The 23,831-nt window shown below is 38.6% G+C and carries 20 protein-coding genes; 7 read left to right on the top strand and 13 right to left on the bottom strand.

Annotated features, from left to right (window positions below):
- Positions 1-5: 5 nt before the first annotated feature.
- The 3 genes from egtB to HCU67_RS01190 all read right to left on the bottom strand — a co-directional run bounded on the left by egtB (position 6) and on the right by HCU67_RS01190 (position 3,587).
- Complete coding sequence (egtB, locus tag HCU67_RS01200) at positions 6-1,166, bottom strand: ergothioneine biosynthesis protein EgtB (protein ID WP_168550787.1); 1,161 nt, start codon at positions 1,164-1,166, stop codon at positions 6-8.
- 226 nt (positions 1,167-1,392) lie between these two features.
- Positions 1,393-2,886, bottom strand: a complete 1,494-nt coding sequence (locus tag HCU67_RS01195) for a sensor histidine kinase (RefSeq protein ID WP_168550786.1) — start codon at positions 2,884-2,886, stop codon at positions 1,393-1,395.
- The gene (locus HCU67_RS01190; RefSeq protein WP_168550785.1) at positions 2,883-3,587 is read right to left on the bottom strand and encodes a response regulator transcription factor; all 705 of its coding nucleotides are present in this window, start codon (positions 3,585-3,587) and stop codon (positions 2,883-2,885) included. Before HCU67_RS01190 ends, HCU67_RS01195 begins: the two co-directional genes overlap by 4 nt.
- A 213-nt stretch (positions 3,588-3,800) precedes the next feature.
- Here HCU67_RS01190 and HCU67_RS01185 point away from each other — a divergent pair, with 213 nt between their 5' ends.
- Complete coding sequence (locus HCU67_RS01185) at positions 3,801-5,540, top strand: hypothetical protein (protein WP_246865681.1); 1,740 nt, start codon at positions 3,801-3,803, stop codon at positions 5,538-5,540.
- Positions 5,541-5,683: 143 nt separating this feature from the next.
- Here the strand turns inward: HCU67_RS01185 and HCU67_RS01180 are convergent, their stop codons facing one another.
- The 6 genes from HCU67_RS01180 to HCU67_RS01155 all read right to left on the bottom strand — a co-directional run bounded on the left by HCU67_RS01180 (position 5,684) and on the right by HCU67_RS01155 (position 11,782).
- Entirely contained in the window at positions 5,684-6,949 is a 1,266-nt protein-coding gene (locus tag HCU67_RS01180) for a sensor histidine kinase (protein ID WP_168550784.1), read from the bottom strand.
- An 11-nt stretch (positions 6,950-6,960) separates the two neighbouring features.
- Positions 6,961-7,785, bottom strand: a complete 825-nt coding sequence (locus tag HCU67_RS01175; RefSeq protein WP_168550783.1) for a thymidylate synthase — start codon at positions 7,783-7,785, stop codon at positions 6,961-6,963.
- A 123-nt stretch (positions 7,786-7,908) separates the two neighbouring features.
- Positions 7,909-9,330: a NupC/NupG family nucleoside CNT transporter gene (locus HCU67_RS01170; RefSeq protein WP_168550782.1), complete on the bottom strand. Its 1,422-nt coding sequence runs from the start codon at positions 9,328-9,330 to the stop codon at positions 7,909-7,911.
- A 12-nt stretch (positions 9,331-9,342) separates the two neighbouring features.
- Positions 9,343-9,972 carry a bifunctional nuclease family protein gene (locus HCU67_RS01165; RefSeq protein WP_168550781.1) on the bottom strand — a complete coding sequence of 210 codons (630 nt, stop codon included), beginning with the start codon at positions 9,970-9,972 and terminating at the stop codon, positions 9,343-9,345.
- Between the two features lie 91 nt (positions 9,973-10,063).
- Positions 10,064-11,032, bottom strand: a complete 969-nt coding sequence (locus HCU67_RS01160; protein WP_168550780.1) for an electron transfer flavoprotein subunit alpha/FixB family protein — start codon at positions 11,030-11,032, stop codon at positions 10,064-10,066.
- A gap of 3 nt (positions 11,033-11,035) precedes the next feature.
- Entirely contained in the window at positions 11,036-11,782 is a 747-nt protein-coding gene (locus HCU67_RS01155) for an electron transfer flavoprotein subunit beta/FixA family protein (RefSeq protein ID WP_168550779.1), read from the bottom strand.
- 161 nt (positions 11,783-11,943) lie between these two features.
- On the opposite strand from HCU67_RS01155, the gene HCU67_RS01150 reads away from it, so the two are divergent.
- From HCU67_RS01150 to HCU67_RS01130, 5 genes are all read left to right on the top strand, one after another.
- A complete protein-coding gene (locus HCU67_RS01150; RefSeq protein WP_168550778.1) occupies positions 11,944-12,924 on the top strand; it encodes a pyruvate dehydrogenase complex E1 component subunit beta in 981 nt (326 codons plus the stop codon).
- A gap of 138 nt (positions 12,925-13,062) precedes the next feature.
- Entirely contained in the window at positions 13,063-15,558 is a 2,496-nt protein-coding gene (locus HCU67_RS01145) for a DUF5686 and carboxypeptidase-like regulatory domain-containing protein (RefSeq protein ID WP_168550777.1), read from the top strand.
- An 83-nt stretch (positions 15,559-15,641) separates the two neighbouring features.
- Positions 15,642-16,169, top strand: coding sequence for an inorganic diphosphatase (locus HCU67_RS01140; RefSeq protein WP_168550776.1), 528 nt, complete (start codon positions 15,642-15,644; stop codon positions 16,167-16,169).
- Positions 16,170-16,173: 4 nt separating this feature from the next.
- Positions 16,174-16,698, top strand: a complete 525-nt coding sequence (locus HCU67_RS01135; RefSeq protein WP_168550775.1) for a SpoIIIAH-like family protein — start codon at positions 16,174-16,176, stop codon at positions 16,696-16,698.
- A 163-nt stretch (positions 16,699-16,861) separates the two neighbouring features.
- Complete coding sequence (locus HCU67_RS01130; protein WP_168550774.1) at positions 16,862-19,288, top strand: sodium-translocating pyrophosphatase; 2,427 nt, start codon at positions 16,862-16,864, stop codon at positions 19,286-19,288.
- A gap of 82 nt (positions 19,289-19,370) precedes the next feature.
- Here HCU67_RS01130 and HCU67_RS01125 read toward each other — a convergent pair whose 3' ends face one another.
- Positions 19,371-20,069 (bottom strand): energy transducer TonB, encoded by a 699-nt coding sequence (locus tag HCU67_RS01125; protein ID WP_168550773.1) that lies wholly within the window; start codon positions 20,067-20,069, stop codon positions 19,371-19,373.
- 143 nt (positions 20,070-20,212) lie between these two features.
- Between HCU67_RS01125 and HCU67_RS01120 the strand changes: the two genes are divergently transcribed.
- On the top strand, positions 20,213-20,938 hold the full coding sequence (locus HCU67_RS01120; protein WP_168550772.1) for a hypothetical protein: 726 nt from the start codon (positions 20,213-20,215) through the stop codon (positions 20,936-20,938).
- On the opposite strand, the gene HCU67_RS01115 is transcribed toward HCU67_RS01120, so the two are convergent.
- From HCU67_RS01115 to HCU67_RS01105, 3 genes are all read right to left on the bottom strand, one after another.
- A complete protein-coding gene (locus HCU67_RS01115; RefSeq protein WP_168550771.1) occupies positions 20,935-21,549 on the bottom strand; it encodes a deoxynucleoside kinase in 615 nt (204 codons plus the stop codon). The genes HCU67_RS01120 and HCU67_RS01115 overlap by 4 nt on opposite strands.
- Before the next feature lie 101 nt (positions 21,550-21,650).
- The gene (locus tag HCU67_RS01110; protein WP_168550770.1) at positions 21,651-22,331 is read right to left on the bottom strand and encodes a response regulator transcription factor; all 681 of its coding nucleotides are present in this window, start codon (positions 22,329-22,331) and stop codon (positions 21,651-21,653) included.
- Positions 22,328-23,803: an ATP-binding protein gene (locus HCU67_RS01105; RefSeq protein WP_168550769.1), complete on the bottom strand. Its 1,476-nt coding sequence runs from the start codon at positions 23,801-23,803 to the stop codon at positions 22,328-22,330. The genes HCU67_RS01110 and HCU67_RS01105 overlap by 4 nt, the downstream gene beginning before the upstream one ends.
- Between the last annotated feature and the right edge of the window lie 28 nt (positions 23,804-23,831).

Here is a 23,831-nt window from a genome sequence, read left to right as displayed (position 1 = left end):
CGATATTATTTGGCCAACCTTAATCCGGTATATTGCCAACGAAGCTCAGGGTGAAAAAAGTTTCTATAAGTCGGTCGGGTATGGTTTTCAGGAGTTGCAATTGAGCCTCCCCGCAATACTTTCTGGCTTACCATGAACTTGCCATTATATTCGCCAAGTGCCCCATCTGCTTTTTGATAATTTGGGTAGGGTAAATAAGCAGATTCGGTCCATTCCCACCTAGCTCCCCATGAAAAAAAGCCTTGGGCAGCCTCCCATTCAAATTCCGTAGGTAATCGAAGCCCTTTCCATTGGGCAAACGCAAAAGCTTCATAATACGATATGTGGGTCAAAGGTGCATTCGGTTGTATTTCTTGTAAACCTGCAAGGCTATAAAAATACCAGTCATTGTCAACTTGGTGCCAATATAATGGAGCTTTAATTTGATTTTGATTTACCCAGTCCCAACCTTCTGCATGCCAAAGGTCAAATCGCTCGTATCCACCAGAATTGATGAATTCTAAAAATTCAGCATTGGTGACCAATTTATTCGAGATTTTGTAGGCCTGTAAATACACTTTGTGACGACCGAGTTCATTATCGTAGCAAAATGAACCGGTACTATGGCCGATGTCGTAAACACCTTCTTCGATGGTTAACCAATCAGACTTATGTTCTTCTAAAGGATGCTCTTTAAGTTTATCGGAATAGACCGGCAACAATGGATTATTGCCCAAAATAAACTTGATATCGGTCAATAATAGTTCTTGATGTTGTTTTTCATGATGAATGCCTATTTCCAATAAATCATAGATGTCACTTTGCTGCTCTGTTTGGAACATTTTTATGATAGCTGTGGTAACGTATGTCCTGTACTCGTAAACCTTTTTGACCGAAGGTCGGCTTAAATTACCGCGGTCTGATCGTACTACGCGTTTGCCGACAGTTTCGTAGTAACTATTAAAAACGAAGGAAAAGTCTTCATCGAATTCGGTATAATCCTTAGCATGGGGTTTTAAGATGAATTCTTCAAAAAACCAAGTTGTATGGCCCAAATGCCATTTTGGTGGACTCACATCGACTATGGGTTGTACTACATAATCTTCTGTTTCAAGTGGTTGGCAAAGTTCTTCGGAATGTTTTCGGGTCGCTATAAAGAAATCTACAAGCGTATCGGTAAGTAACATCAAAAACGTTTTTTCTAAATATACGGTTTTCGAATGTTGGGTCGGAAAGCTTAAGACAAACTTAATACTAGCTTGATTATAAAATGGATTACCGAAAACGAAATTGCTTTTTCGTTTTGCGACGCAATAAGTAATTTACTTAGCCCTAGTTAAGTAAATTGTGAAATAAGAAAGCAAGGCGGAAAATGAATAAGTTTGAATGGTCCATTTTATGATTAAAATGGTATTAGCCCATTTGATACACTGGTAGGCTAAAACTAAATGAAGTACCCTCATTTGGCCTACTGAAGACTTTGATACTAGCGTTGTGCAAGTCCATGATCTTGCGAACGATTGCCAAACCTAGCCCAGCGCCTTCTTTTTCTTTTCCAGTTTTGGTCTGGCGGTACCTTTCAAAAACCAATTGTTGGTTCTCTTTGGCAATACCAGGACCTGAGTCTTTTATGGTAATCTCAACATCTTTTTCTGAAGGAACGATTCGAACCACAACCTCACCATTTTCAGGAGTGAATTTTAGTGCATTGTCCATCAAATTCTGGATGGCCCTTTCTACCAAAGAAATATCTGCGAAGACCAAAGGGGTTTTTTCTTCCATTTCCAGTTTCAACTCAATGTTCTTCTTTTTGGCCAAAACCTGATAATTTCTGTGAACGTCATTGGCCAATTCAGAAATCAAAAACGGTTCTTTATTGGGTTGAATTTGATTGGCTTCCAATTTAGAATATTCAAAAAGCTGACCAATTAATTTAGAAAGACGTTCACTACTTGAATTTATTTTTTTGAGATAATCCACACGCTCATCATCAGAGAGGCTATCATCTTTCATTTGAAGGGTTTCTACATAGCCTTGAATAATGGCTAAAGGGGTACGAAGGTCATGAGAAATATTGGCAATTAATTCTGTTCGTAGTTTTTCGAGCGATTTGATTTTATCCATGTCAGAAACTATCGTTTCTGCCATATTGTTGAAGGTTTGGGCAAGACCTGTAAGGTCAGTGGCATTATCATCAGCAATTCGATAAGCTAAATCCCCTTCCTGAAATCGTTCCGCGGCGTGGTTGATTTCCCTGAGGTTTTTGGTCAGGTACCAAATGGAGAGTATACCAAGAATACCTGCGAACAAAAGGGTTACCAAAGAAATACCAGTACCTATTTTTAACGTATAACCTTCAAGTAGGGTGCTTTTGGTATTCAAAAAATCCTCTCCTGCCAATATAATATAGATGTAACCCTTGTGACCGCCCTTATCAAATTTTGCCGCTGAAAACACTTTTTGTTCGGATGGATTTCTGGGGTCATCTCCCAAAACGTATTCCTGTCCTCCTTTGGCAATGAATTCCTTTATTGGGCCTAGAGCTACTTTTTCTGGCTTAGCATCTGGATTGTCATGGTCTAATACAACTGAATACTGTACATTTCCTTCAGGGTCCAATAAGTACACTTCTATGGTTCTATTTACAGCCATCATATCATGCATAAGGTCTCCAAAGAGTGCCTTGTTCACATTGCCCAAGCTGTCAATTGGGTTTGCATCCAAAAATTTCTCCTCAATTAAATCCTTTGCAAGATTGGCGTGCAAGCGTTGATTGGTCTCGCTAAAATGTTGGTTGGAAAAATATAAGGTCGCGACCGTATATCCAATTCCGGCAAGTACAAGAATTGATATAAATGCCAGCATCAACTTTTTGATGAGTCTATTTGAAAATAATTTTTTGTTCATAGTTCCTCATTGAATTTGTAACCAACACCCCAAGTAGTTAATATGAATTTGGGATGGGCCATATCAGGTTCTATTTTTGATCTTAATCTGTTGATGTGCGAGTTAACGGTATGTTCATACCCTTTAAAATCATACCCCCAAATCATATTTAATAGCTTAGCTCGGTCGTAACTTTTGCCAGGGTTGGAAGATAACAGTACTAATAATTCAAACTCCTTCGGCGATAATTCTATTCGTTCGTCATCAAGGACAACTTTCCGCTTTTCTAAATCAATGGAAAGGTTATCGAATTTCATTGGTTTAGGACTATCGGAATGAAGTTTACCGTTATCACTCATTTTTTGCCTTCTAAAGATGGCTTTGACACGGGCTATAAATTCTCTTACACTAAAGGGCTTTGTCAGGTAATCATCTGCCCCAACCTCGAGTCCCAATACTTTATCAATCTCTTCAGAACGTGCGGTTAACATCATTATAGGAGATTTAACGTTGTTGGCCCTTATTTTTTGGCAGACCTCAATTCCGTCCATTTCAGGAAGCATGACATCTAAGATTACCAAATCAGGCTCCTCTTCAACAGCCATGCGCAATCCGGTATCACCCTGTCTGGCTGAATTGGTGCTGCAGCCCAAGTCTTTAAGGTGAATTTCCAACAATTGTAAAATCTCCGGATCATCTTCTATTATGAGTACGTTCTTCATTTAAGACAAATTAAAGTGTGAAATATCACGAAATGTTCACGGTATAATCCCCATTCGTTTACGTTCTGTCGCAAGAAATGCACTTTCCTAGCTTAAAATACACTAAAAAAAATCTAAACATCAGTAAATCAATGAATTAAAAAAATTGAATTTTATGTGACTTTTCTGCAACATCTTCTAAAGTTCTTTGAACCAAAATTCAAAAACATAAAAATGAACAACGTAAAAACATTTTTAGCAAGTTTAGCAACAGTTCTATTGATTGTAGGTTGTGATGGGGATGATGACGCAGAAACTCCATTGGTACTTGATGCTGGAACCTTAGCTGGTGGTCCATTTAGTTTTGTGGTTGACGGTGTGCCAGATATGGTAAGCGGTATTACACTAAATAACTTTAGTGGTACCGGAGATGTACAATCTTTTGTAATTACCGATGACGCAAGAAATATTTTGGGTTTACCACCCAGTTTGGAAGCTGTTGAAGGCGTAGATTTTGATGGTGCTGGTGTAGGTGATTGCTACATTTATCATATTACCCATCAAGAGGGATTGACAGGTTTAGCCATGGGGGAAAACCTCGATGCTCTTTCAGGAGAATTTGACCTATCGAATTTTATAATGGTTGCTCGTGGTGCTTTGAATGCAGGCACCCTTTCCGGGGGTCCTTATGAATTCGTTGTTGACGGTCTACCTGATATGGTGAGTGAAATTAGTCTGGAAGATTCAAATTTGACTGGAGCCAATCAGACCTATGTGATAACAGATGATTCAAGAAACATCTTGGGTATTCCACCGACTCTTGAAGCAGTTATGGGTGTGGATTTCGATGGGGCAGGAGTGGGCTCTTGTTACATCTATCACCTTACCTATTCCACTGGTTTAGGCGGCTTGGAAGCCGGTGGAAATTTGGACAATCTTACGGGACAATTCGGACTTTCAAACTTTGTTGAAGTTGACCGTGTTGGGCTGAATGCAGGGTCGTTGACCGGAGGTCCTTATAACTTTTTGGTAGATGGTAATCCAGATATGGTTAGTATGATTGCATTGGATGATTCTGACTTAAACGGTGCGAACCAGACGTATGTCATTACCGATGATAATAAAAATATTTTGGGCATCCCACCAACTCTCGAAGCAGTTATGGGTGTTGATTTTGATGGCGCAGGAGTGGGTGCATGTTATATTTATCACTTGACCTATTCTACCGACTTGGGTGGATTGGAATCTGGGGAGAACTTAGATGATTTAACAGGATTGCATGCGCTCTCAAACTTTGTTGTTGTCAATAGAAATGGACTGAATGCCGGTTCGTTAACAGGTGGTCCATTTATGTTCTCAGTAGACGGTACCCCTGACATGGTGAGTGGTATTTCGTTGGATAATACTGATATAACAGGCAGTAATCAAGGCTATATAATCACAGACGAAGACTTGAATATTCTTGGTTTGCCCCCAACCTTAGATGCTGTGGAAGGTGTTGATTTTGATGGTGCTGGAATTGGTCTTTGTTTGATTTGGCACATTAGCTATGAGGATGGAATTACAGGACTTGAAGCTGGTGAAAATGCAGCGGATTTGGATGGATTTTTTGCCCTCTCAAATTCAATTAGGGTCTATCGAAACCCGAATGCCGGTACAATTTCAGGAGGACCTTTCACATTTGATGTAGACGGAACCCCCGATATGGTTAGCGGTATTTCTTTGGATGCGACTAATGCGACCGGCACAAATAGAACATGGGTAATTACTGATGATCAAGGAAATATTTTAGGGTTGCCACCAACTTTAATGGATGTTGAAGGTGTAGATTTTGATGCTGCAGGACCAGGTGTCTGTCTGATTTGGTATATGCGCTATGAGGACGGACTGACTGGATTGGCCATGGGTAACAATGTTGATGACTTGGAAGGACTCTACGGACTTTCGAATTCCATTACCGTTACACGGAATTAATTTGTTATGAAAAGGAATATCAATTCCTGAGATGTTTTGTTTATTTAGTTGGATGGCAGAGCGCCCAAACACTTGTTTGGGCGCTCTCATTTTTAGCGAATTAGCCTGGTTTTCGTGATAAATATTTATCACCAATTAAAAATTTATTTCTCCAAAGTAAAATTAAACGTACTTCCATTGTCTTCTTTCGATTCAACCCATATCAAACCATTATGCATTTCAATAATTCTCTTGGCATTATAAAGCCCTAGACCAACCCCTTCGTAATTTTGTCTGGAGTTTAGCCTAATAAAGGCATCGAAAATTTTTTTGGATTGAATTGTTGGAATTCCAATCCCGTTGTCTACAATCTGAAATTGATAATAATTATCATTTGTAAAGTATGAAATTCGAATCTTGGCAACTTGGTCCGGTTTTTTAAATTTTATAGCGTTCAATATTAAGTTTTGGAAAAGCATTCTTAATTCTGTTGCATAACCATAAACCGTTGGAAGATTCCCCACATTAATCTCAGTTTTGGTACTTGTGACTTTGGCTGCGATATCATCAAGCACTTCTCTAACAAGTTTGTTGCAATCGATGTTTTTTTTTAATCGCTCCTTGCCGATTTTAGTATAATCAGAAATAGTTAGAATTAACTGATTCATTCTACTAGATGACTGGGTAATAAAATTTAAATTATCTGTTATTTCTATTGGTAATTGTGATTCCAATTCATTAGCTTTTTTTAAGAGATCCTTTGAAAAAGCTAAAATGTTGTTCACGGGCTCTTTTAGGTCGTGGTATAAGATGGCAGTGAATTCTTCAATCTGATGATTCTTTTCATTGATGCTCGTATTTAACTGAATTAAATCTTCATTCTTTGCTTCAAGTTTTTTGGTAAATGATTTGGTTTTTTGTTCATCGTAAATGACAAAAGTTATCGATAGCCAAGTAATACAACAGAAGTAAACAATGATTTCATCAAAAGGAATATCAATCACCCCAAAATAGGGGCCATAGAATGCAATATAAATGGTGGGTATAATGAAAAGCAAAATTTGATAGACTATGACAACAAGCCTAAGTTTCGATTCTTTTCTAAAAAGGATATAGCTTATGAAAATTAAAGTAACTGAAGCTAAGGCCTGAGCAAAGTATCCCCCGAAAAGTAGTATGGCCGTAGCAAACCATATTGGGATAATAAATGCATTGAAAATCGAATTAAACTTTGAAAATTTATTTGACTTTATAAATATCGGAATCAAATAAAGGATTGCTACCGAAAGAATAAAAATATTTAGTTCTACCGGAAATGTTTTGAGTGTAAAAAAAAACACGAAAAGCGCTCCAGCTGCGGATAGAAAATGTAACGCTTTTAAAAAACGATTTAATTCATTCTTATTCTTTGGTCGAAAAAAAAATTTCATTTAAACCTTGATTAAACGGCAACCTCTCCTTTGATATGTGGATGTGGATCGTAATTTAATAAGGTAAAGTCATCAAAAGTAAAGTCCAAAATATTTGTAACCTCAGGATTTAGGCGCATAGTAGGTAAAGAGCGTGGTTCTCTTGACAATTGTAATTCTACCTGCTCCAAATGATTGTTATAAATATGCGCATCACCAAAGGTGTGTATAAAATCTCCTGCCTCGTAACCACAAACTTGTGCCATCATCATGGTGAATAGCGCATAGCTGGCAATATTAAAAGGTACGCCCAAAAAGATGTCGGCACTGCGTTGGTACAATTGGCAACTTAGTTTGCCATTAGCTACATAAAATTGAAAGAAAGCGTGACAGGGAGGAAGTGCCGCTTTACCATTTGAAACGTTTTCGGAAAAGGAAACTGAGGTATCTGGCAAAACACTTGGGTTCCATGCGCTGACCAACATACGTCGGCTATTGGGATTGGTTTTTAAAGTTTCAATAACTTCTTTGATTTGGTCGATTTCCTCACTGTTCCAATTGCGCCATTGATGACCATAAACGGGTCCTAAATCGCCATTTTCGTCAGCCCATTCGTTCCAAATTCGAACTCCGTTATCTTGAAGGTATTTAATATTGGTATCACCCTTTAAAAACCACAGAAGTTCGTGAATAATTGATTTGAGATGCAGCTTTTTGGTTGTAACCATAGGAAAACCTTCCTGTAAATCAAATCGCATCTGATAACCAAATACACTAAGGGTTCCCGTACCTGTACGGTCCCCTTTTTGGTTTCCATTTTCAAGAACATGTTTTAAAAGGTCATGATACTGCTTCATCGTCCAAATTCTAATTTAAAAATTAAAAGTAGTTAGTAGGAAATTCTAATACAGCTATTGAACAAATCAGTTATAAAAAAATTATCAACTAATGGGAAGTAATCACATGTTCATTATAGAACATTATCCAAGAATCATTCCAGCTATGGTAGCAGAAATAAGAGAGGCCAAGGTACCGCCCAAAACTGCCCGCATACCGAATTCAGACAGGGTTTTTCGCTGCCCGGGAGCCAAAGAACCAATACCACCGATTTGAATACCAATAGAAGCAAAATTGGCAAAACCGCAAAGCAAATAAGTCGCCATTATTACCGATTTATTGTACGTAAGATGGGTAGCGCTAGCCATATTTTTGAGCTCAGCAAGTTGAATATAACCAATGAATTCACTCGCTGCGAGTTTTATACCTAGTAATTGGCCCATAAGCATTATATCCTCACCATTAACCCCAATAAGCCACATTAAAGGGGCAAATATTGTACCCAGTATGGCTTCTAGCGAAAATTTCTTGTAAGCAGTATTATCCGCAATCCAGTTGTTTAGTGTGGTCCAATCTCCAACCCAATCCAATAGACCATTGATCATCGCGATAAATGCAACAAATACCAAAAGCATTGCACCAACGTTCACTGCGAGTTTTAGACCTTCAGTTGTTCCGTTAGCAATTGCATCTAAAATATTCGAACCTATTTTATCTTGCGATACTTTGACATCGGTGTTTATTTTTTCAGTTTGGGGATATAAAATTTTTGAAATTACAATAGCTCCTGGAGCGGCCATTACCGAAGCGGCCAATAAATGCTTTGCAAATAGTAATTGTAATTCAGGATCATCACCACCCAAGAATCCAATATAAGCCGCCAAAACGGCTCCTGCTACGGTGGCCATTCCACCAATCATTACTAATAGAATTTCAGACTTATTCATTTTTTCTAAATAAGCCTTTATCAGTAAAGGTGCTTCCGTTTGTCCTAAGAATATGTTGCCAGCAATTGATAGACTTTCCGCGCCCGAAATACCTAACGATTTTGTTAAGAGCCAAGCCAACCCTTTGACTACCTTCTGAATAATCCCTAAATAAAACAGGACCGATGTTAGTGCTGAAAAGAAGATAATCGTGGGCAGAACTTGAAAAGCAAAGATGTAGCCGAACGTATCCATATCTACGACTAAACCTTCAAATAAAAATTTACTGCCAACTCTAGTGAATTCCAGAATATCAATAAATCTTTCCCCTATCCATTCGAATATGATTTGAACAAACCTAACCTTTAAAACTCCTACTGCGATGATAAGTTGTAATCCTAATCCTATACCAACAGTCTTCCAATTAATTGCTTTTCTGTTAGCACTGAATATATATGCAATGAGAATTAATACGAACATTCCCAATGCACCGCGCCATAAAGAATTAAAAGAAAATCCTTCATTCGGAACCAACGAATCGGTTACTACAGTTTCTGTAACTATTGAAGTTTCTTGGGAAAAAGCTGATAAGCAAACAAGCAAAAAAAGTGAAACAAATAGTAGAAATCGCTTTCCCATGGAGTAGATGACTTAGCTTCGTTTTGAGATTTCATCTCGAAGTTTGGCCGCCTTTTCGTAGTCTTCGTTGGCAACGGCTTTGTCCAATTCGGCATTTAGTTCATCAATGGTCATTTGACGTAATGAACTTGTTGGGTCTGACTCAATTTCTACAGTTTCGCTTTCTTGCAGAATTTCATCCACCATGATGCTTTCATCATCGTCATCGTCCTCTTTATCTTTAGAAGAGAACTTTAAGAAGATACCAGCTTTATCTAAAATGTTTTTATAGGTAAAAATTGGTGCATCAAACCGAAGGGCCAATGCTATGGCATCACTGGTTCTAGCATCAATTATTTCTTCTTTTTCTTCAGTTTCGCATATTACACTTGAGTAGAAGACACCATCAACCAATTTATGGATGATGACTTGCTTTACCACAATTTGAAATCTATCGGCAAAATTCTTGAAAAGATCGTGTGTTAAGGGTCGAGGAGGTTTGATTTCCTTTTCCAAAGCGATTGCTATGGACTGCGCCTCGAATGCACCAATAACGATTGGTAGTTTTCGGTCACCATCAACTTCATTGAGAATTAGCGCATAGGCCCCATTTTGGGTTTGGCTATAGGATATTCCCTTTATTTTCAGTCGTACTAAACTCATATATCCCTACGAAAATCAAAAAAAAGCTGTTCAAATAAGCGGCTTTTGCGATTATCTGAACAGCCCCTCAAAAGGACAAATTAACAAAAAACTAAGCGTTTTGTGCTTTAAATTCCTTTAATTTTTCGATGAGTTCCGGCACTACTTCAAAAGCGTCACCAACAATGCCATAATCTGCTGCTTTGAAGAAAGGGGCTTCAGGATCATTATTGATTACAACCTTTGTTTTTGAAGAACTGACACCAGCTAAATGTTGAATTGCACCTGAAATGCCAATAGCAATGTAAAGGTTACTTGCAACTGGTTTTCCTGTTTGCCCAACATGCTCACCATGTGGTCGCCATCCTAAATCTGAAACTGGCTTAGAGCAAGCAGTGGCTGCACCTAAAATATCTGCCAATTCTTCTACCATTCCCCAGTTTTCAGGTCCTTTTAACCCTCTTCCTGCTGAAACAACAATATCAGCATCAGCTATAGTTGCTTTTCCTACAACTTTGTCGACTTCAACAGATTTCGTTGAAAAATCGCCATCACTTAAACTAGGATTGAATGCTTCTATAGCAGCCGAAGTCGAATTTTCAACCACACCAAAGGCATTGTTTGAAACACCGATTATTTTGGTGTCTGCAGTAATTTCGGTATGTGCAAAACCTTTGTTACTAAAGGCGGTTCTTTTGACTACGAAAGGAGAGGTGCTCTCGGGTGCTGCAACCACGTTGGGCGCATAACCAGCATTCAATTTGGCAGCTAAAATGCCACTTAGGTATTTACTATCTGCACTTGAACTGATTATTATTGTTTTGGCACCCTCTGCCTCAGCAGCCTGTGCAATTGCGTTTGCATAGGCATTGGCGTTAAATGTATTTAATTGCGAATCGGAAATATTTAAAACCTTTGAAACACCATTCGCTCCAACAGCATCTGCTTCATTACAATTAAAGGCTACAGCCGTAACCGATTCGCCAAGTTGTGAAGCTACTTCATGTGCGTAAGAGGCCACCTCAAAAGCACTTTTTTTGAATTTACCGTTATCCGTTTCCGTATATACTAATACTGACATCTTTTAGATTGCTTTTGCTTCGTTATGTAATAAATCTATCAACTCGCCAACATTTGAGGCGTCTACCAATTTCACATCACCCTTAGGTGCTGGCTTCTCAAACTTCTTATCGCTGGTCATAGAGGGGGCATCGCTAGGCTCAACAACATTTAATGCCTTTTTACGCGCCATCATAATACCTCTCATGTTTGGAATTTTAAGATCACTCTCTTCCACTAGGCCTTTTTGTCCTCCAACTACCAACGGAAGACTGGTTTCCAAAGTTTCCTTACCACCATCAATTTCACGTATTGCTTTAGCTGAAGTTCCATCGATTTCAAGCGAGATGCAGGTGTTTACAAAGTTCATTCCTAGTAGGGAGGATAAGATTCCTGGAACCATTCCACCATTGTAATCAATGGATTCACGACCACAAATGACAAGGTCATATTCTCCTTTTTTAACTACTTCGGCCAATTGACGGGCAACAAAAAAGCCGTCAGTTGGATTGGCATTTATACGTATGCCCTCATCAGCCCCTATTGCCAGGGCCTTGCGCATAGTAGGTTCTACAGAAGCTTCACCAACTGTGGCCACATGCACGGTTGCACCTTGCTTTTCTTTGAACCACATGGCACGGGTTAAACCGAATTCATCATTCGGATTTATGACAAATTGAACACCATTGGTATCGAACTTGGTGTCACCGTCCGTAAAGTTTATTTTTGAAGTTGTGTCGGGCACATTACTAATGCAAACCAATATCTTCATAGGTCTTATTTTTAATTCGGCACAAAGATAAGAATATTCTAAAATTTATTATGCATGCATAATAAATTTTTACGTCGTTTTGACGAAAATCCATGCTGAAAGGTGCATCCTTTTTTCCTATTTTTGTTCCGCTTTAACAAAAGGGAATAGTTACAGTATTTATGAAGACGCTACAATTTAGAGAGGCAATTTGTGAAGCCATGTCAGAAGAGATGCGAAATGATGATAGCATCTACCTAATGGGAGAAGAAGTTGCAGAATATAATGGTGCCTACAAAGCATCAAAAGGAATGTTGGATGAGTTTGGTCCGGATCGTGTGATTGATACACCAATTTCCGAACTAGGATTCGCCGGTGTTGGGGTTGGTTCTGCCATGATTGGCAACAGACCCATCATTGAATTTATGACCTTTAACTTCTCGTTGGTTGGTATTGACCAAATCATAAACAACGCTGCAAAGATTCGTCAGATGAGTGGTGGCCAGTTTAATTGTCCAATTGTATTTAGAGGTCCAACAGCTTCGGCAGGTCAATTGGCTGCAACGCACTCTCAAGCTTTTGAAAGTTGGTATGCAAACTGCCCAGGGTTGAAAGTTGTTGTTCCTTCAAATCCAGCAGACGCCAAAGGTTTGTTGAAGTCGGCGATACGGGATGATGATCCAGTTATTTTCATGGAGTCAGAACAAATGTATGGGGACAAAGGTGATGTGCCAGAAGGTGAGTATACAATTCCCTTAGGCGTAGCCGATATCAAAAGGGCCGGTACTGATGTGACAATCGTGTCTTTCGGAAAAATCATTAAAGAAGCCTACAAGGCTGCTGATGAACTGGCAGAAGAAGGAATCAGTTGTGAGATTATCGATATCCGTACTGTTCGCCCTATGGACTATGATACTATCATTAATTCAGTAAAGAAAACCAATAGATTGGTTATTCTTGAAGAGGCATGGCCTTTTGGAAACGTAGCTACTGAAATTACCTATCAAGTCCAGGATAAGGCTTTTGATTATTTGGATGCGCCTGTTGTTAAGTTGAATACAGCAGATACACCTGCACCATATTCCCCAGTTTTGTTAAAAGAATGGTTGCCTAACAGCAATGACGTTGTAAAAGCTGTTAAGAAAGTGTTATACAAAGAATAGAAGATAAAAACCATCTTATATTAGCCTCGTTAATTTAGTTTAACGAGGCTTTTTAGTTAAAAAAGGAACAATTTTTGGTAGATATTACACTTTAATCAAAAAACGAAACCAAACTTCCCATTCTTGGGTTTACTTTTTATGAAAAAGTTCCTTTTTCCAGTATTCTTGTTGGTTTTTATTTTGGGCTATACCCAAACAAAGATTGGCGGTATTGTACAAGATGAAAATGGCGACCCCATTGCCTTTGCAAATGTTTTGTTCCCAAATTCCTCAGAGGGAACCATTACCAATGATAACGGTCGCTTTTATTACGAATCCGAAGGTGATTACAATACCATTGAAGTATCTTTTATAGGATATGAAACCAAGGAAATAACCCTAGCGGGTAAGGTAAATTACAACATGCAAATTGTTCTAAAAGAAGCTACGGAACAACTGCAGGAAGTCATTGTATACACAGGAAAACAATCGAAAAAAGACAATCCCGCGATTGATATTTTAAAGAAGATTTGGTCAAAAAAGCGTGAGAATGGTGTATTCAAGTATAAAAGCTACCAGTATGATAAATATGAAAAAGTAGAATTCGACTTAAATACCATTGATAGTGCCTTGATTAAAAGTAGAATGTTCAAGGGTCTTGAATTCATGTTTGAAGATTTGGATACCTCGCGTATTACAGGTAAAACATATCTACCAATGTTTTTGAACGAGGTTTTTTCAAAGGTTTACGGTGATAACGGATTACAGTTAAAGAAAGAGGATGTGCTAGGTAATAAAAATTCCGGCTTTGGAGGGAACCAAGCCATTACCGCCTTTGTTGAAGACTTATACTCCGATTATGACATTTACGATAACTATCTGAAATTTTTTGATAAAAGTTTTACGAGTCCACTATCTCGAACAGGTGTTGATGTTTACAATTATGTATTATCCGATAGTACGTTTATAGACGACAAATGGTGCTACAACATTATTTATTACCCACGGCGTAAAAACGAATTGACCTTTAAAGGTGATTTTTGGGTGAACGACACCACTTATGCTGTGAAGAAAATAAACATGGAGGTCACGAAGAGCGCCAACATTAATTGGGTCAAAGAGATTTATATTGAACAAGAGTTCGATGTGGTCAGTGATTCGGTTTTCTTGCTCAAACGTGATTACATGTTGAGTGATTTTGCCTTTTCTAAAAAAGAGGAATCCAGGGGGGTATACGGGAAACGAACTACTGTTTTTGATAATTATACGTTTAATTTAGAGAGACCTGAAGAATTCTACAAGGCCGAATCGGACCCTTATGACCCAAGGGTCTTTCAGCAAGATAGCCTCTTTTGGAAGAACGCCCGTTTGGAAAAACTCAATGACGATGAATCGAGCATTTTTAAGTTGCTGGATACGTTGCAGACCGTTCCAAAATTTCGAACCTATTACGATATCGTCAGTGTCTTAGGTTCCGGTTACATAGAAATCGATAAATGGAATATTGACATAGGTGACCTTTACAGCACTTTTGGAATCAATGATGCTGAAGGAATTCGGGTACGTGGTGGAGCACGAACTTATTTTGGGCAAAATGACCCTTGGCGTTTGGAAGGATATATGGCCTATGGCTTTGATGACAAAAAATTCAAGCATGGTTTCTCGGGTAAATTTTTGTTGGACCGGAAAAATCGATTAATTATTTCAGGTGGTAATCGCAGGGATATTGAGCAATTGGGGATTAGTCTAACCAGCACTACTGATGTGTTGGGTAGAAGTATTGCTTCCTCAGGTCTGGTTACCGTAGGTAATAACAATCGCTTGACCAACATAAATCTTTCGGTGCTGAGTGTAGAAATGGAGCCCATTAAAAATTTACGGTTCCAATTTGGAGGTGCTTTCCGTACACTCAGCTCAGCATTACCTTCTGAATTCAGTTTGGATTATGTAGATCCGAGCTCACCAACGGGAGTTTCATCTGAGGTGAAACAATTTGATATAAACACCACGATAGTTTATACCCCTGGCCGTAGAACCATTGGCTACGGGGTAGAAAGAAATACCATTAATGACAATTACAGCACCTTGGTCTTGAATTACACGAAGGGCTTATCTGGTTTTATGGAAAGTGATTTTGATTATGGTAGATTGCAATTTTCGTATACACAGCCCTGGCAACTCGGCGGTATTGGTCGATTGACCAGTACGGTAGAACTCGGGAAAACCTTTGGAGAAGTGCCCTTGGGGTTATTGAGCGTAATCCCTGGGAACCAAACCGTTTTTTCATTGTATAATGTTTTTCCTAATCTTGATTTCTACGAGTTTGTTACCGATACCTACGCCACACTGCATTTGGAACATAATTTCAACGGAAGGATATTCTCCAGAATTCCGTTGCTTCGCAAACTTAATCTGCGCGAGATTGTTGGTATTCGAGGAGCATGGGGTTCCATATCAGATGAAAATGTTGCCTTGAGCGCACCAACAAATATTCCACTACTGGCGCCAAATCGGGAACCGTATTGGGAATACTCCTTTGGGGTGGGGAATATCTTTAAAATTTTCCGATTGGATTTTAATTTCCGTGGTAATTATTTAGATGCACCCAATGCAAGGCCATTTGGTGTAACTGGTACCTTCGGATTCAATTTTTAAAATTTCTTTCAACTATAACGGGGTTAAAGCAATTTCTTACAATTGACTGCGTTCCCCTACCTTTATACTACTAACTAAAAACTATGTCACAAAAAGACGATGTCACTTTTGATGTATTGATAGAAATCCCTAAGGGAAGCCGCAATAAATACGAATACGATTTCACGCTCCATAAAATTCGCTTTGATAGAACCTTGTTCTCGTCTATGATGTATCCTGGCGATTACGGATTCGTTCCGGAAACATTGGCCTTGGATTCTGATCCGTTAGATGTGTTGGTTTTAGGTACCGAGCCTACTTATCCAATGGTGGTGATGGAGGTAAAACCCATTGGTGTATTTCATATGACCGATGAAAAAGGACCAGATGAAAAAATAATCTGTGTACCAGTTAGCGACCCAATTTGGAACCAAAAAAATGATATCAGCGATTTGAATCCACATCGGTTGAAAGAAATCGAACATTTTTTTAAAGTCTACAAAGACTTGGAAGAAAAGAAGGTCGATACCGGTGGTTGGAGTGATGCAGAGAAAGCCAAAGAAATTTATCGCCTTTGTGTGCAGCGCTATGACGATAGTGATCATAAGATGAAACGTACATTTATGATTTAAGCTTTTGAAGAGAACTGATTTCACCATATTGCCCCTAGGAATTTGTGTTCTTTTAGTGTTGATTTCTTTTGTTCAAGTCTTAACCGGAGATTTCGATTTCCGTGTTGAGCATTTTATAGGATTTCCAGCGCTGTTAATTGCAATATTTTTATACATCAAACAGCGCAAATACTACTTTTTATTCTTCGCATTAACCCTTACCGTTGGATTACTCGGTTTTTTGGATTTTTATATATCGACCTATAAAGTGGGTTTTGGCCCAGTGGGAATCAATCCAATTTTTTTAGGGTTACTCATTCTGTTCTTTGTTTTGAGTAGGGAACAAATGGATAATTTGAATCCCAAAAAAGTAGTTGCTAATGAAAAGAAAGAGCATAATATTGGAGTAATAAAATCTTTTGAATCTAGATTTGCGAGTAAGACAAAAGAAGAGTTGAGAGAAATAATAAATTCAAATGGCAAGTATTCTGAAGAAGCAAAACAGGCTGCGGAAAAATTACTCCAATCCCTTAAATCGGAATCTGATTGAATAACAAAGCATAAATGAAAGTGATTTCTAGTATAGTCACAATATCCATTGTTTCATCTAGTTTCCTCAATACCAGATTACTTTTTTTATTGTGCCGTGATTTACTACTTTTGCACGCATTCTAATATTCTTAAAGAAAACCAAAAAAATTAACTGATAAATTATGGAATTGATTGTAAAGTTTTTACCAGCTTTTGGTGTTTTAGGGCTTCTCTACGTTTTGATTCGAAGCGGATGGGTCTCAAAACAGGCTGTAGGTGAGGAAAAAATGGCAAAAATCGCTAAGAACATTGCTGATGGTGCCATGTCGTTCTTAAAGGCAGAATATAAAATTCTAGCCATCTTCGTCGCTGCAGTTGCGATTTTACTCTACTTCAAAGGAAGCAATGAAGAGGGCTCTAACGGAATGGTGGCTGTTTCCTTTATCGTCGGTGCTATTTGTTCTGCCCTTGCAGGATTCATCGGAATGAAGGTTGCCACAAAAGCCAACGTTCGTACAACTAATGCTGCTAGAACTTCATTGGGCAAAGCTTTGGAAGTCGCTTTTGCAGGTGGTGCTGTTATGGGACTTGGTGTTGTTGGACTTGGTGTTTTGGGTCTCAGCGGACTTTTCATGATTTACAGTGGAATGGGCTGGGAACTAGGTGAGGTTTTGAACGTTATTTCAGGTTTCTCATTGGGAGCTTCCTCAATTGCACTTTTTGCTCGTGTTGGCGGTGGTATTTATACAAAAGCCGCTGATGTCGGTGCAGACTTGGTTGGTAAGGTTGAAGCCGGTATTCCTGAAGATCACCCATTGAACCCTGCTACTATTGCGGATAATGTTGGTGACAATGTAGGTGATGTAGCTGGTATGGGTGCTGACCTTTTTGAATCATATGTAGGTTCTATTATTGGTACTATGGTTTTAGGAGCTGCTTTCACGCAAATCCCTGCTTTTGAAGCTGCTTTTGACGGATTGGGCGCAGTATACCTACCATTGGTTTTGGCTGCTATAGGAATTATCATGTCGATCATTGGAACATTCTTCGTAAAAGTTAAAGACGGTGGTAACCCGCAGACAGCACTGAATATAGGTGAGTTTGGTTCTGCCTTTTTAATGTTGATTGCATCTTACTTTATCATCACAAATATGTTACCAGAAAGCTGGACGTTTGGTGGTGTTGAATATTCTTCATTTGGAGTATTTATGGCAGTATTAGCCGGTCTTGTTGCTGGTCTTGCCGTTGGAAAAATAACAGAGTACTATACGGGTACAGGTACAAAACCAGTTAATTCTATTGTACGCCAATCTGAAACTGGGGCTGCTACAACGATTATTTCTGGTCTTGGTGTTGGAATGATGTCTACCATGTTCCCTATAATTTTCATCGCTATTGCGATTTTGGTTTCTCACCACTTTGCAGGACTTTATGGTATTGCTATTGCCGCTGTTGGTATGCTTGCCAATACTGGAATTCAGTTGGCAGTTGATGCTTACGGACCAATTTCTGACAACGCCGGTGGTATTGCTGAGATGGCCGAATTGCCAAGTGAGGTACGCGAAAGAACTGATAAATTGGATGCAGTTGGTAATACGACCGCTGCCATCGGAAAAGGCTTTGCCATAGCTTCTGCAGCATTGACTGCTTTAGCTTTATTCGCCGCCTTTATGCAAACAGCAAATGTTCAAGGTATTGATGTTTCAAAACCAACCGTAATGGCTGGTCTATTAGTTGGGGGTATGTTACCTTTTGTATTCTCTGCACTTTCTATGAATGCAGTGGGTCGGGCTGCGATGGCAATGATTGAAGAAGTACGCCGTCAGTTCCGTGATATTCCACAATTGAAAGCCGCTCTTGAAGTGATGAGAGCTGTTGATTCTGACATGTCGAAAGCAACTCCAGAGCAAAGAGCAACGTTTGATGCAGCCGATGGTGTTGCTGAATATGATAAATGTGTTGCCATATCTACACAGGCTTCAATTAAAGAAATGGTATTGCCAGGTTTGTTGGCAATCGCAGTTCCAGTAGCCGTTGGTTTCTTGGGTGGTGCAGAAATGTTAGGAGGCCTTTTGGCTGGTGTTACTACATGTGGGGTCTTAATGGCGATTTTTCAGTCAAATGCCGGTGGTGCATGGGATAACGCCAAAAAGATGATTGAAGAGCAAGGAAGAAAAGGCTCTGATGCTCACAAAGCTGCGGTTGTAGGTGATACCGTTGGTGATCCTTTTAAAGATACTTCAGGACCTTCATTGAATATCTTATTGAAATTGATGAGTGTTGTTGCCTTGGTGATTGCACCTAGTTTGGTAAGCCTATCTCCTGCTGATGAAGCTATGATGGCTAAGACTGAAGAGGTTAGCATCATGAAGGAAGATGGTACTAAAGTGGCTATAACTGAAGACGGCATGAAGGAATCAAAAATGGTAGAAAAGAAAGTTAAGGTTGAAATCAGCAATACTGCTGATGGAGGTTTTAAAGCTACCGTGACCTCTGCCTATGAAAAAGGTGGTGAAATGGTTGAAGAAGTAAAAGAGTTTGTCGGAGAGACCAAAGAAGAAGTTGAAAAACTGATTCAAGAAAGTGGTCTTGACGTCGATATTGACTAATTCAAATAACTAACTCAAGTGAAGACCCTGCCAATTGGCAGGGTTTTTTATTGGGTATTGTAACTTCTATACTTGGTTTTAATTACTGTAGTTTAAAGGCTATGGGTATAGAAAAAGGGACCTTCACTGCTTTTCCACGTTGTTTGCCTGGTGTCATTTTGGGCAATTTTGAAATAATGCGATTGGCTTCTTCTTCTAACAGTTGATGAGGACCACGCATTCTTACGTCACCTATAGAACCATCTTTTTGTATGGTGAATAGTACACTAACACGCCCTTCAAGACCCATTTCTTGTGCGGTTTCAGGATAGTTAAATACGCGCTTGACATGTTTGAGCATTTGTTCTTGAAAACAGGCTCTCTTGTCTTGGGCATCTTCGCAACCTGGAAATATAGGAGCATCTTCAACAACAATAAAAGAAATTGACTCCTCAACAACCGGTTCTTCAAAATCAAAATCAGGTACATCTGGAATCTCATAATCTTGGTTTGCTTCCTCAGATTCAATTACGGTTTCAGTTATTTTTTCATCGTCTTCAAAAACCTTTAGTTCAGGAACGGATTCAAGTTTTGGAGGTGGAGGTAACTTTTCAATCACCACAGGCGGTAGTTCATCGATTGGTCTCAAAACATCAATTTCTGGGTCAAATGCAATTGGCTCGTGGTAGGTCTTCCATTCCAATGCCACATGGGTCAAGGCCAATAAAAGGGTCAATCCGATTAAAAAATACAAGCGAGAGTTTTTTTCCACTTGCAAATGCTCACTCTTTTTTGCTTCCATGATATCAAATTTTAGTTAATATCTCTTAATGTACCTGAGATAGTAATCAACTCAAATCAATAATTAGGGAAGCACGATTCTGAATGAGGGAAATTGTTGAAAAAGTTAATTCATACATTCTTTAGAAGTACTTAAATTTAAAAATGCAGAAGAAAATTCAATGTCCGAATTGTGGTGCGACAAGTGCTTTTTTAGAGAAAAGCCCAGGAAGATATACTTGTGCCTATTGTGCATCTTCTTTTGAACATGTTTCGATACTTCCTAATGTTGAACTCAATAAGAAGCTTTATGAACAAATCATGGAGCTTTACAAAAGTCATTTGGATTTGAAACCTGAAATGGCAAAGTACCATCAGCGAATTCTCACAGGAATTCTACAAATGAATGGTTTGATCAATGGAATTACGGATATAGAAACCGAAAGGAAGGTTGTTGAAGTTTTGGAACACCTTTTTGAAAGAGAAATAAAGATTTATGCAGCTAGGGGAATTACAGCAAAAACTTCGTTTGAATTAAAAGCTGATAATTACGACTCAGATTTAATTACCAATGGAATTTATCTAAAACAATTACTTGCGGTTTGGGCCTACCGATTGAGCAGAATTACTGATAATGAAAGTGGATTGGAAAGGGCAACTAAATTAGCCGAAGAAGCCGATGGCCTTCAATTGATGGTCGATGTTCCGTTAGTAGTTGATTTAAAAAGAACGAGGTTTGGATTGTTAAGAAGACAAGGTAAAGACACTCAGGCCTTCAAGTATCTTGACAATGAGCTCAAGAATACAAAAGACAAAGAACAGTTTCAATTTGATTTTGAAGATATTTTTCTAAGCTCAGAATATTTGCAATATCAGGCCAATAACGCCTAAAATAAACCGTGAATTTCAGCATCAATTTTATTTATGACCTCACCCAAATCTTCGGGATTATCCACAAAATTGATATCATCAACGTTGATGATCAATAGCTTTCCTTTTTCGTATTGATTGATCCACGCTTCATAACGTTCATTAAGGCGGCTTAGGTAATCAATGGAGATACTACTTTCATACTCTCGCCCCCTTTTGTGTATTTGACTGACCAAATTCGGAATACTGCTTCGAAGATAGATTAAGAGATCCGGTGGCTGCACAAAACTCTCCATCAACTCAAAAAGACTTTTGTAGTTATCAAAGTCTCTATTGGTCATCAAACCCATGGCATGCAAATTGGGAGCGAAGATGTAAGCGTCTTCATCTATGGTCCGATCTTGAATAACATTTTTACCACTTTCCCTAAACTTTAATACCTGACGGAATCTGCTATTCAAAAAGTAAATTTGAAGATTAAAACTCCAGCGCTCCATTTGGGTGTAAAAATCATCGAGATACGGGTTGTCGACCACATCCTCAAAATGCGCTTCCCATTTGTAATGTTTTGATAATAAATTAGTTAGGGTCGTCTTTCCTGCACCAATGTTTCCTGCTACAGCAATATGCATGCTTCGAATTCTTTAGGGTGGTTTTTAAAAATCGGAGCTTGCAATATACAACGAATAATGGGTTCGTTGAAAAAAAACCTGAGGTGAAATTTTATGTGATTTTAGCAAATCAATTTGTAGCCGAAACCACGAACATTAATAATTTCAATTTGTTCGTCTTTCTTTAGCTTTTTGCGGAGTTTGGTGATGAAGACATCCATGCTTCGAGCATTAAAAAAATCGTCATCGCCCCATAGTTTTTTAAGAATTGTAGAGCGGTCGAGTATCTCATTTCGGTTTTCGGTCAAATGATAGAGTAACTCCGCCTCACGATGGGTAAGTTGAATATGTTCCTCATCAATAACCAAGACCTGTTTAATGTAATTAAAGTTGAAGCGTCCGATAGGTATGACTTCTTTTGATTGTTTTTGTTTTACACGGCCCAAAAGTGCCTTGATTCGCACAATTAGCTCCTCCATGCTGAAAGGTTTTTTTAGATAATCATTCCCGCCATGCTCAAAACCTTCGACCACATCTTTTGCCTGTGATTTAGCTGTTAAAAAAATGATGGGAATTTCTTTGTCATACCTTCTAATTTCTTGTGCCAAAGCGAAACCGTCGAGTTTGGGCATCATTACATCCAACACCAATAATTCCGGCTTATCTGTTCTGAAAGCATGAAGGGCTTCTGCACCGTCTGTACAATGTAATACTTCGAAATCTCGGGTTTCAAGACTTTCTTTAACAATCATCCCAAGTGAAGGTTCATCCTCTGCAAGAAGTATTTTTATTGCGCGACTCATAAGATTATCTTAAAGACGGTGTTACTTTTGGTTGGCATAAGATTTAGTGCTCCACCATGTTTTTCTATAATCTTTTTTGTGTAAAAGAGACCGATACCAAAGCCCTTTACATCATGTCGGTTTCCGGTTGGTATACGATAGAATTTTTCGAAAATTTTATCCCGTTGTGATTGCTCAATTGGGCCACCATTATCAGCAATTGTTATCTCCAAATTCTCCATCAGTGAATTAAGATTCACTTCAACTTTATCACCGCCATATTTAATTGCATTATCGATAAGATTGGCTACGGCGTTTTCGAAATGGAATATATCAACAGGTTTTAAAAGCTCAGAAACATTGGTGCTGAATAATAACTCTTTTTCAGGTGCAATCAATCTGTATTTATCTACCAAAAGGGTCAGCAGGCTAACTACATCTACTTCTTCTTTGTTTATCAATAATTTGTCGCTATCAAGAGTTGCGGTCTCCAATAATTTTTCAACCATCTGATGCAACTTTCGCAATTGCTGATTAGAGATGTCCAGGTATTTCTCCGTTCTCTTTTTATCATTTGTGGCATTAAAATTTTTTATTCCTTCAATGGCGGTGGAAACGGTTGCTATGGGTGTCTTGAATTCATGGGTGATATTGCTGATCAAATCATTTTTAATTTCAGCAAGTTGTTTTTGCTTTTTGATAATGTGCAGTAAGAAGAACAAACTACCAATGATTAAAGTAGAAAGCAATACGGAAAGTAAAATACCAGTCATGCTTCTTTTTAGTACAACTAGTGTTGGATTATTGAATTTCAACTGAAGGGTTTCATCGGGCGGTAGATATGTTGATTTTGAAAGTGTCGATAACAATAGTTTTTGCTTTCCTGCTAAATCATTCCACTTAAAGGTGCTGTCTTTAGTAGTGTGCGTAAATGAATAATGGATATCAATATTCTTTCGGTTAAGTTCATTTTTGAAGTAATTTTCAAGTTTGACAAAATCCAAGGAATCTCTGGTAATCGATATGATGATTTTGTTGGCAAGGCCTTGAATATCTCTAATGCTATCTGCTTGCTTCCCCCTGAACACTGAAACCGCTGAAAGATTACCCAAACTATCAACAGTTACACCTGAACTTGAATCGATAATTTGTGTAAACCCAACTGGTTTATTTCGATTCATAATTGAATCAGAACTCAACTCTAAAAAAATGGAGTCAATATTATCGCTTTTGAAGGTGGATAGAATTTTGCCTGCGCGTTCTGGAAAATCACTCCTAGACCCTGTAATATCAACAAAGGCCATAACGTCGGTCTTGGCAATATCAGAAAAGTATGCTTCAACACCATTGTCTAGACTTATCTGCACCTCATTGATTAATCGCTGTTTATTGACTTGATAGTTTTGGATGTTCCAATAGACCTGAATAGCAATTGTAATTGCAATCGTAATCCCAATCAAGTAAGCCAATTTGTTGAATCTGTTCTGTTTCACGATTCAAATGTAACCACAAAAGCCAGGC

It is taken from the genome of Croceivirga thetidis, from assembly GCF_012272815.1.
GTDB classification, from domain to species: domain Bacteria; phylum Bacteroidota; class Bacteroidia; order Flavobacteriales; family Flavobacteriaceae; genus Croceivirga; species Croceivirga thetidis.
Note: the sequence above shows the minus strand (reverse complement) of the source record. Positions and strands in the feature narration are given on the sequence as shown.

Coding starts and splice junctions, on each gene's coding strand:
- egtB (WP_168550787.1), bottom strand. CDS start 1,166: ATGTTACTTACCGATACGCTTGTAGATTTCTTTATAGCGACCCGAAAA.
- HCU67_RS01195 (WP_168550786.1), bottom strand. CDS start 2,886: ATGAACAAAAAATTATTTTCAAATAGACTCATCAAAAAGTTGATGCTG.
- HCU67_RS01190 (WP_168550785.1), bottom strand. CDS start 3,587: ATGAAGAACGTACTCATAATAGAAGATGATCCGGAGATTTTACAATTG.
- HCU67_RS01185 (WP_246865681.1), top strand. CDS start 3,801: ATGAACAACGTAAAAACATTTTTAGCAAGTTTAGCAACAGTTCTATTG.
- HCU67_RS01180 (WP_168550784.1), bottom strand. CDS start 6,949: ATGAAATTTTTTTTTCGACCAAAGAATAAGAATGAATTAAATCGTTTT.
- HCU67_RS01175 (WP_168550783.1), bottom strand. CDS start 7,785: ATGAAGCAGTATCATGACCTTTTAAAACATGTTCTTGAAAATGGAAAC.
- HCU67_RS01170 (WP_168550782.1), bottom strand. CDS start 9,330: ATGGGAAAGCGATTTCTACTATTTGTTTCACTTTTTTTGCTTGTTTGC.
- HCU67_RS01165 (WP_168550781.1), bottom strand. CDS start 9,972: ATGAGTTTAGTACGACTGAAAATAAAGGGAATATCCTATAGCCAAACC.
- HCU67_RS01160 (WP_168550780.1), bottom strand. CDS start 11,032: ATGTCAGTATTAGTATATACGGAAACGGATAACGGTAAATTCAAAAAA.
- HCU67_RS01155 (WP_168550779.1), bottom strand. CDS start 11,782: ATGAAGATATTGGTTTGCATTAGTAATGTGCCCGACACAACTTCAAAA.
- HCU67_RS01150 (WP_168550778.1), top strand. CDS start 11,944: ATGAAGACGCTACAATTTAGAGAGGCAATTTGTGAAGCCATGTCAGAA.
- HCU67_RS01145 (WP_168550777.1), top strand. CDS start 13,063: ATGAAAAAGTTCCTTTTTCCAGTATTCTTGTTGGTTTTTATTTTGGGC.
- HCU67_RS01140 (WP_168550776.1), top strand. CDS start 15,642: ATGTCACAAAAAGACGATGTCACTTTTGATGTATTGATAGAAATCCCT.
- HCU67_RS01130 (WP_168550774.1), top strand. CDS start 16,862: ATGGAATTGATTGTAAAGTTTTTACCAGCTTTTGGTGTTTTAGGGCTT.
- HCU67_RS01125 (WP_168550773.1), bottom strand. CDS start 20,069: ATGGAAGCAAAAAAGAGTGAGCATTTGCAAGTGGAAAAAAACTCTCGC.
- HCU67_RS01120 (WP_168550772.1), top strand. CDS start 20,213: ATGCAGAAGAAAATTCAATGTCCGAATTGTGGTGCGACAAGTGCTTTT.
- HCU67_RS01115 (WP_168550771.1), bottom strand. CDS start 21,549: ATGCATATTGCTGTAGCAGGAAACATTGGTGCAGGAAAGACGACCCTA.
- HCU67_RS01110 (WP_168550770.1), bottom strand. CDS start 22,331: ATGAGTCGCGCAATAAAAATACTTCTTGCAGAGGATGAACCTTCACTT.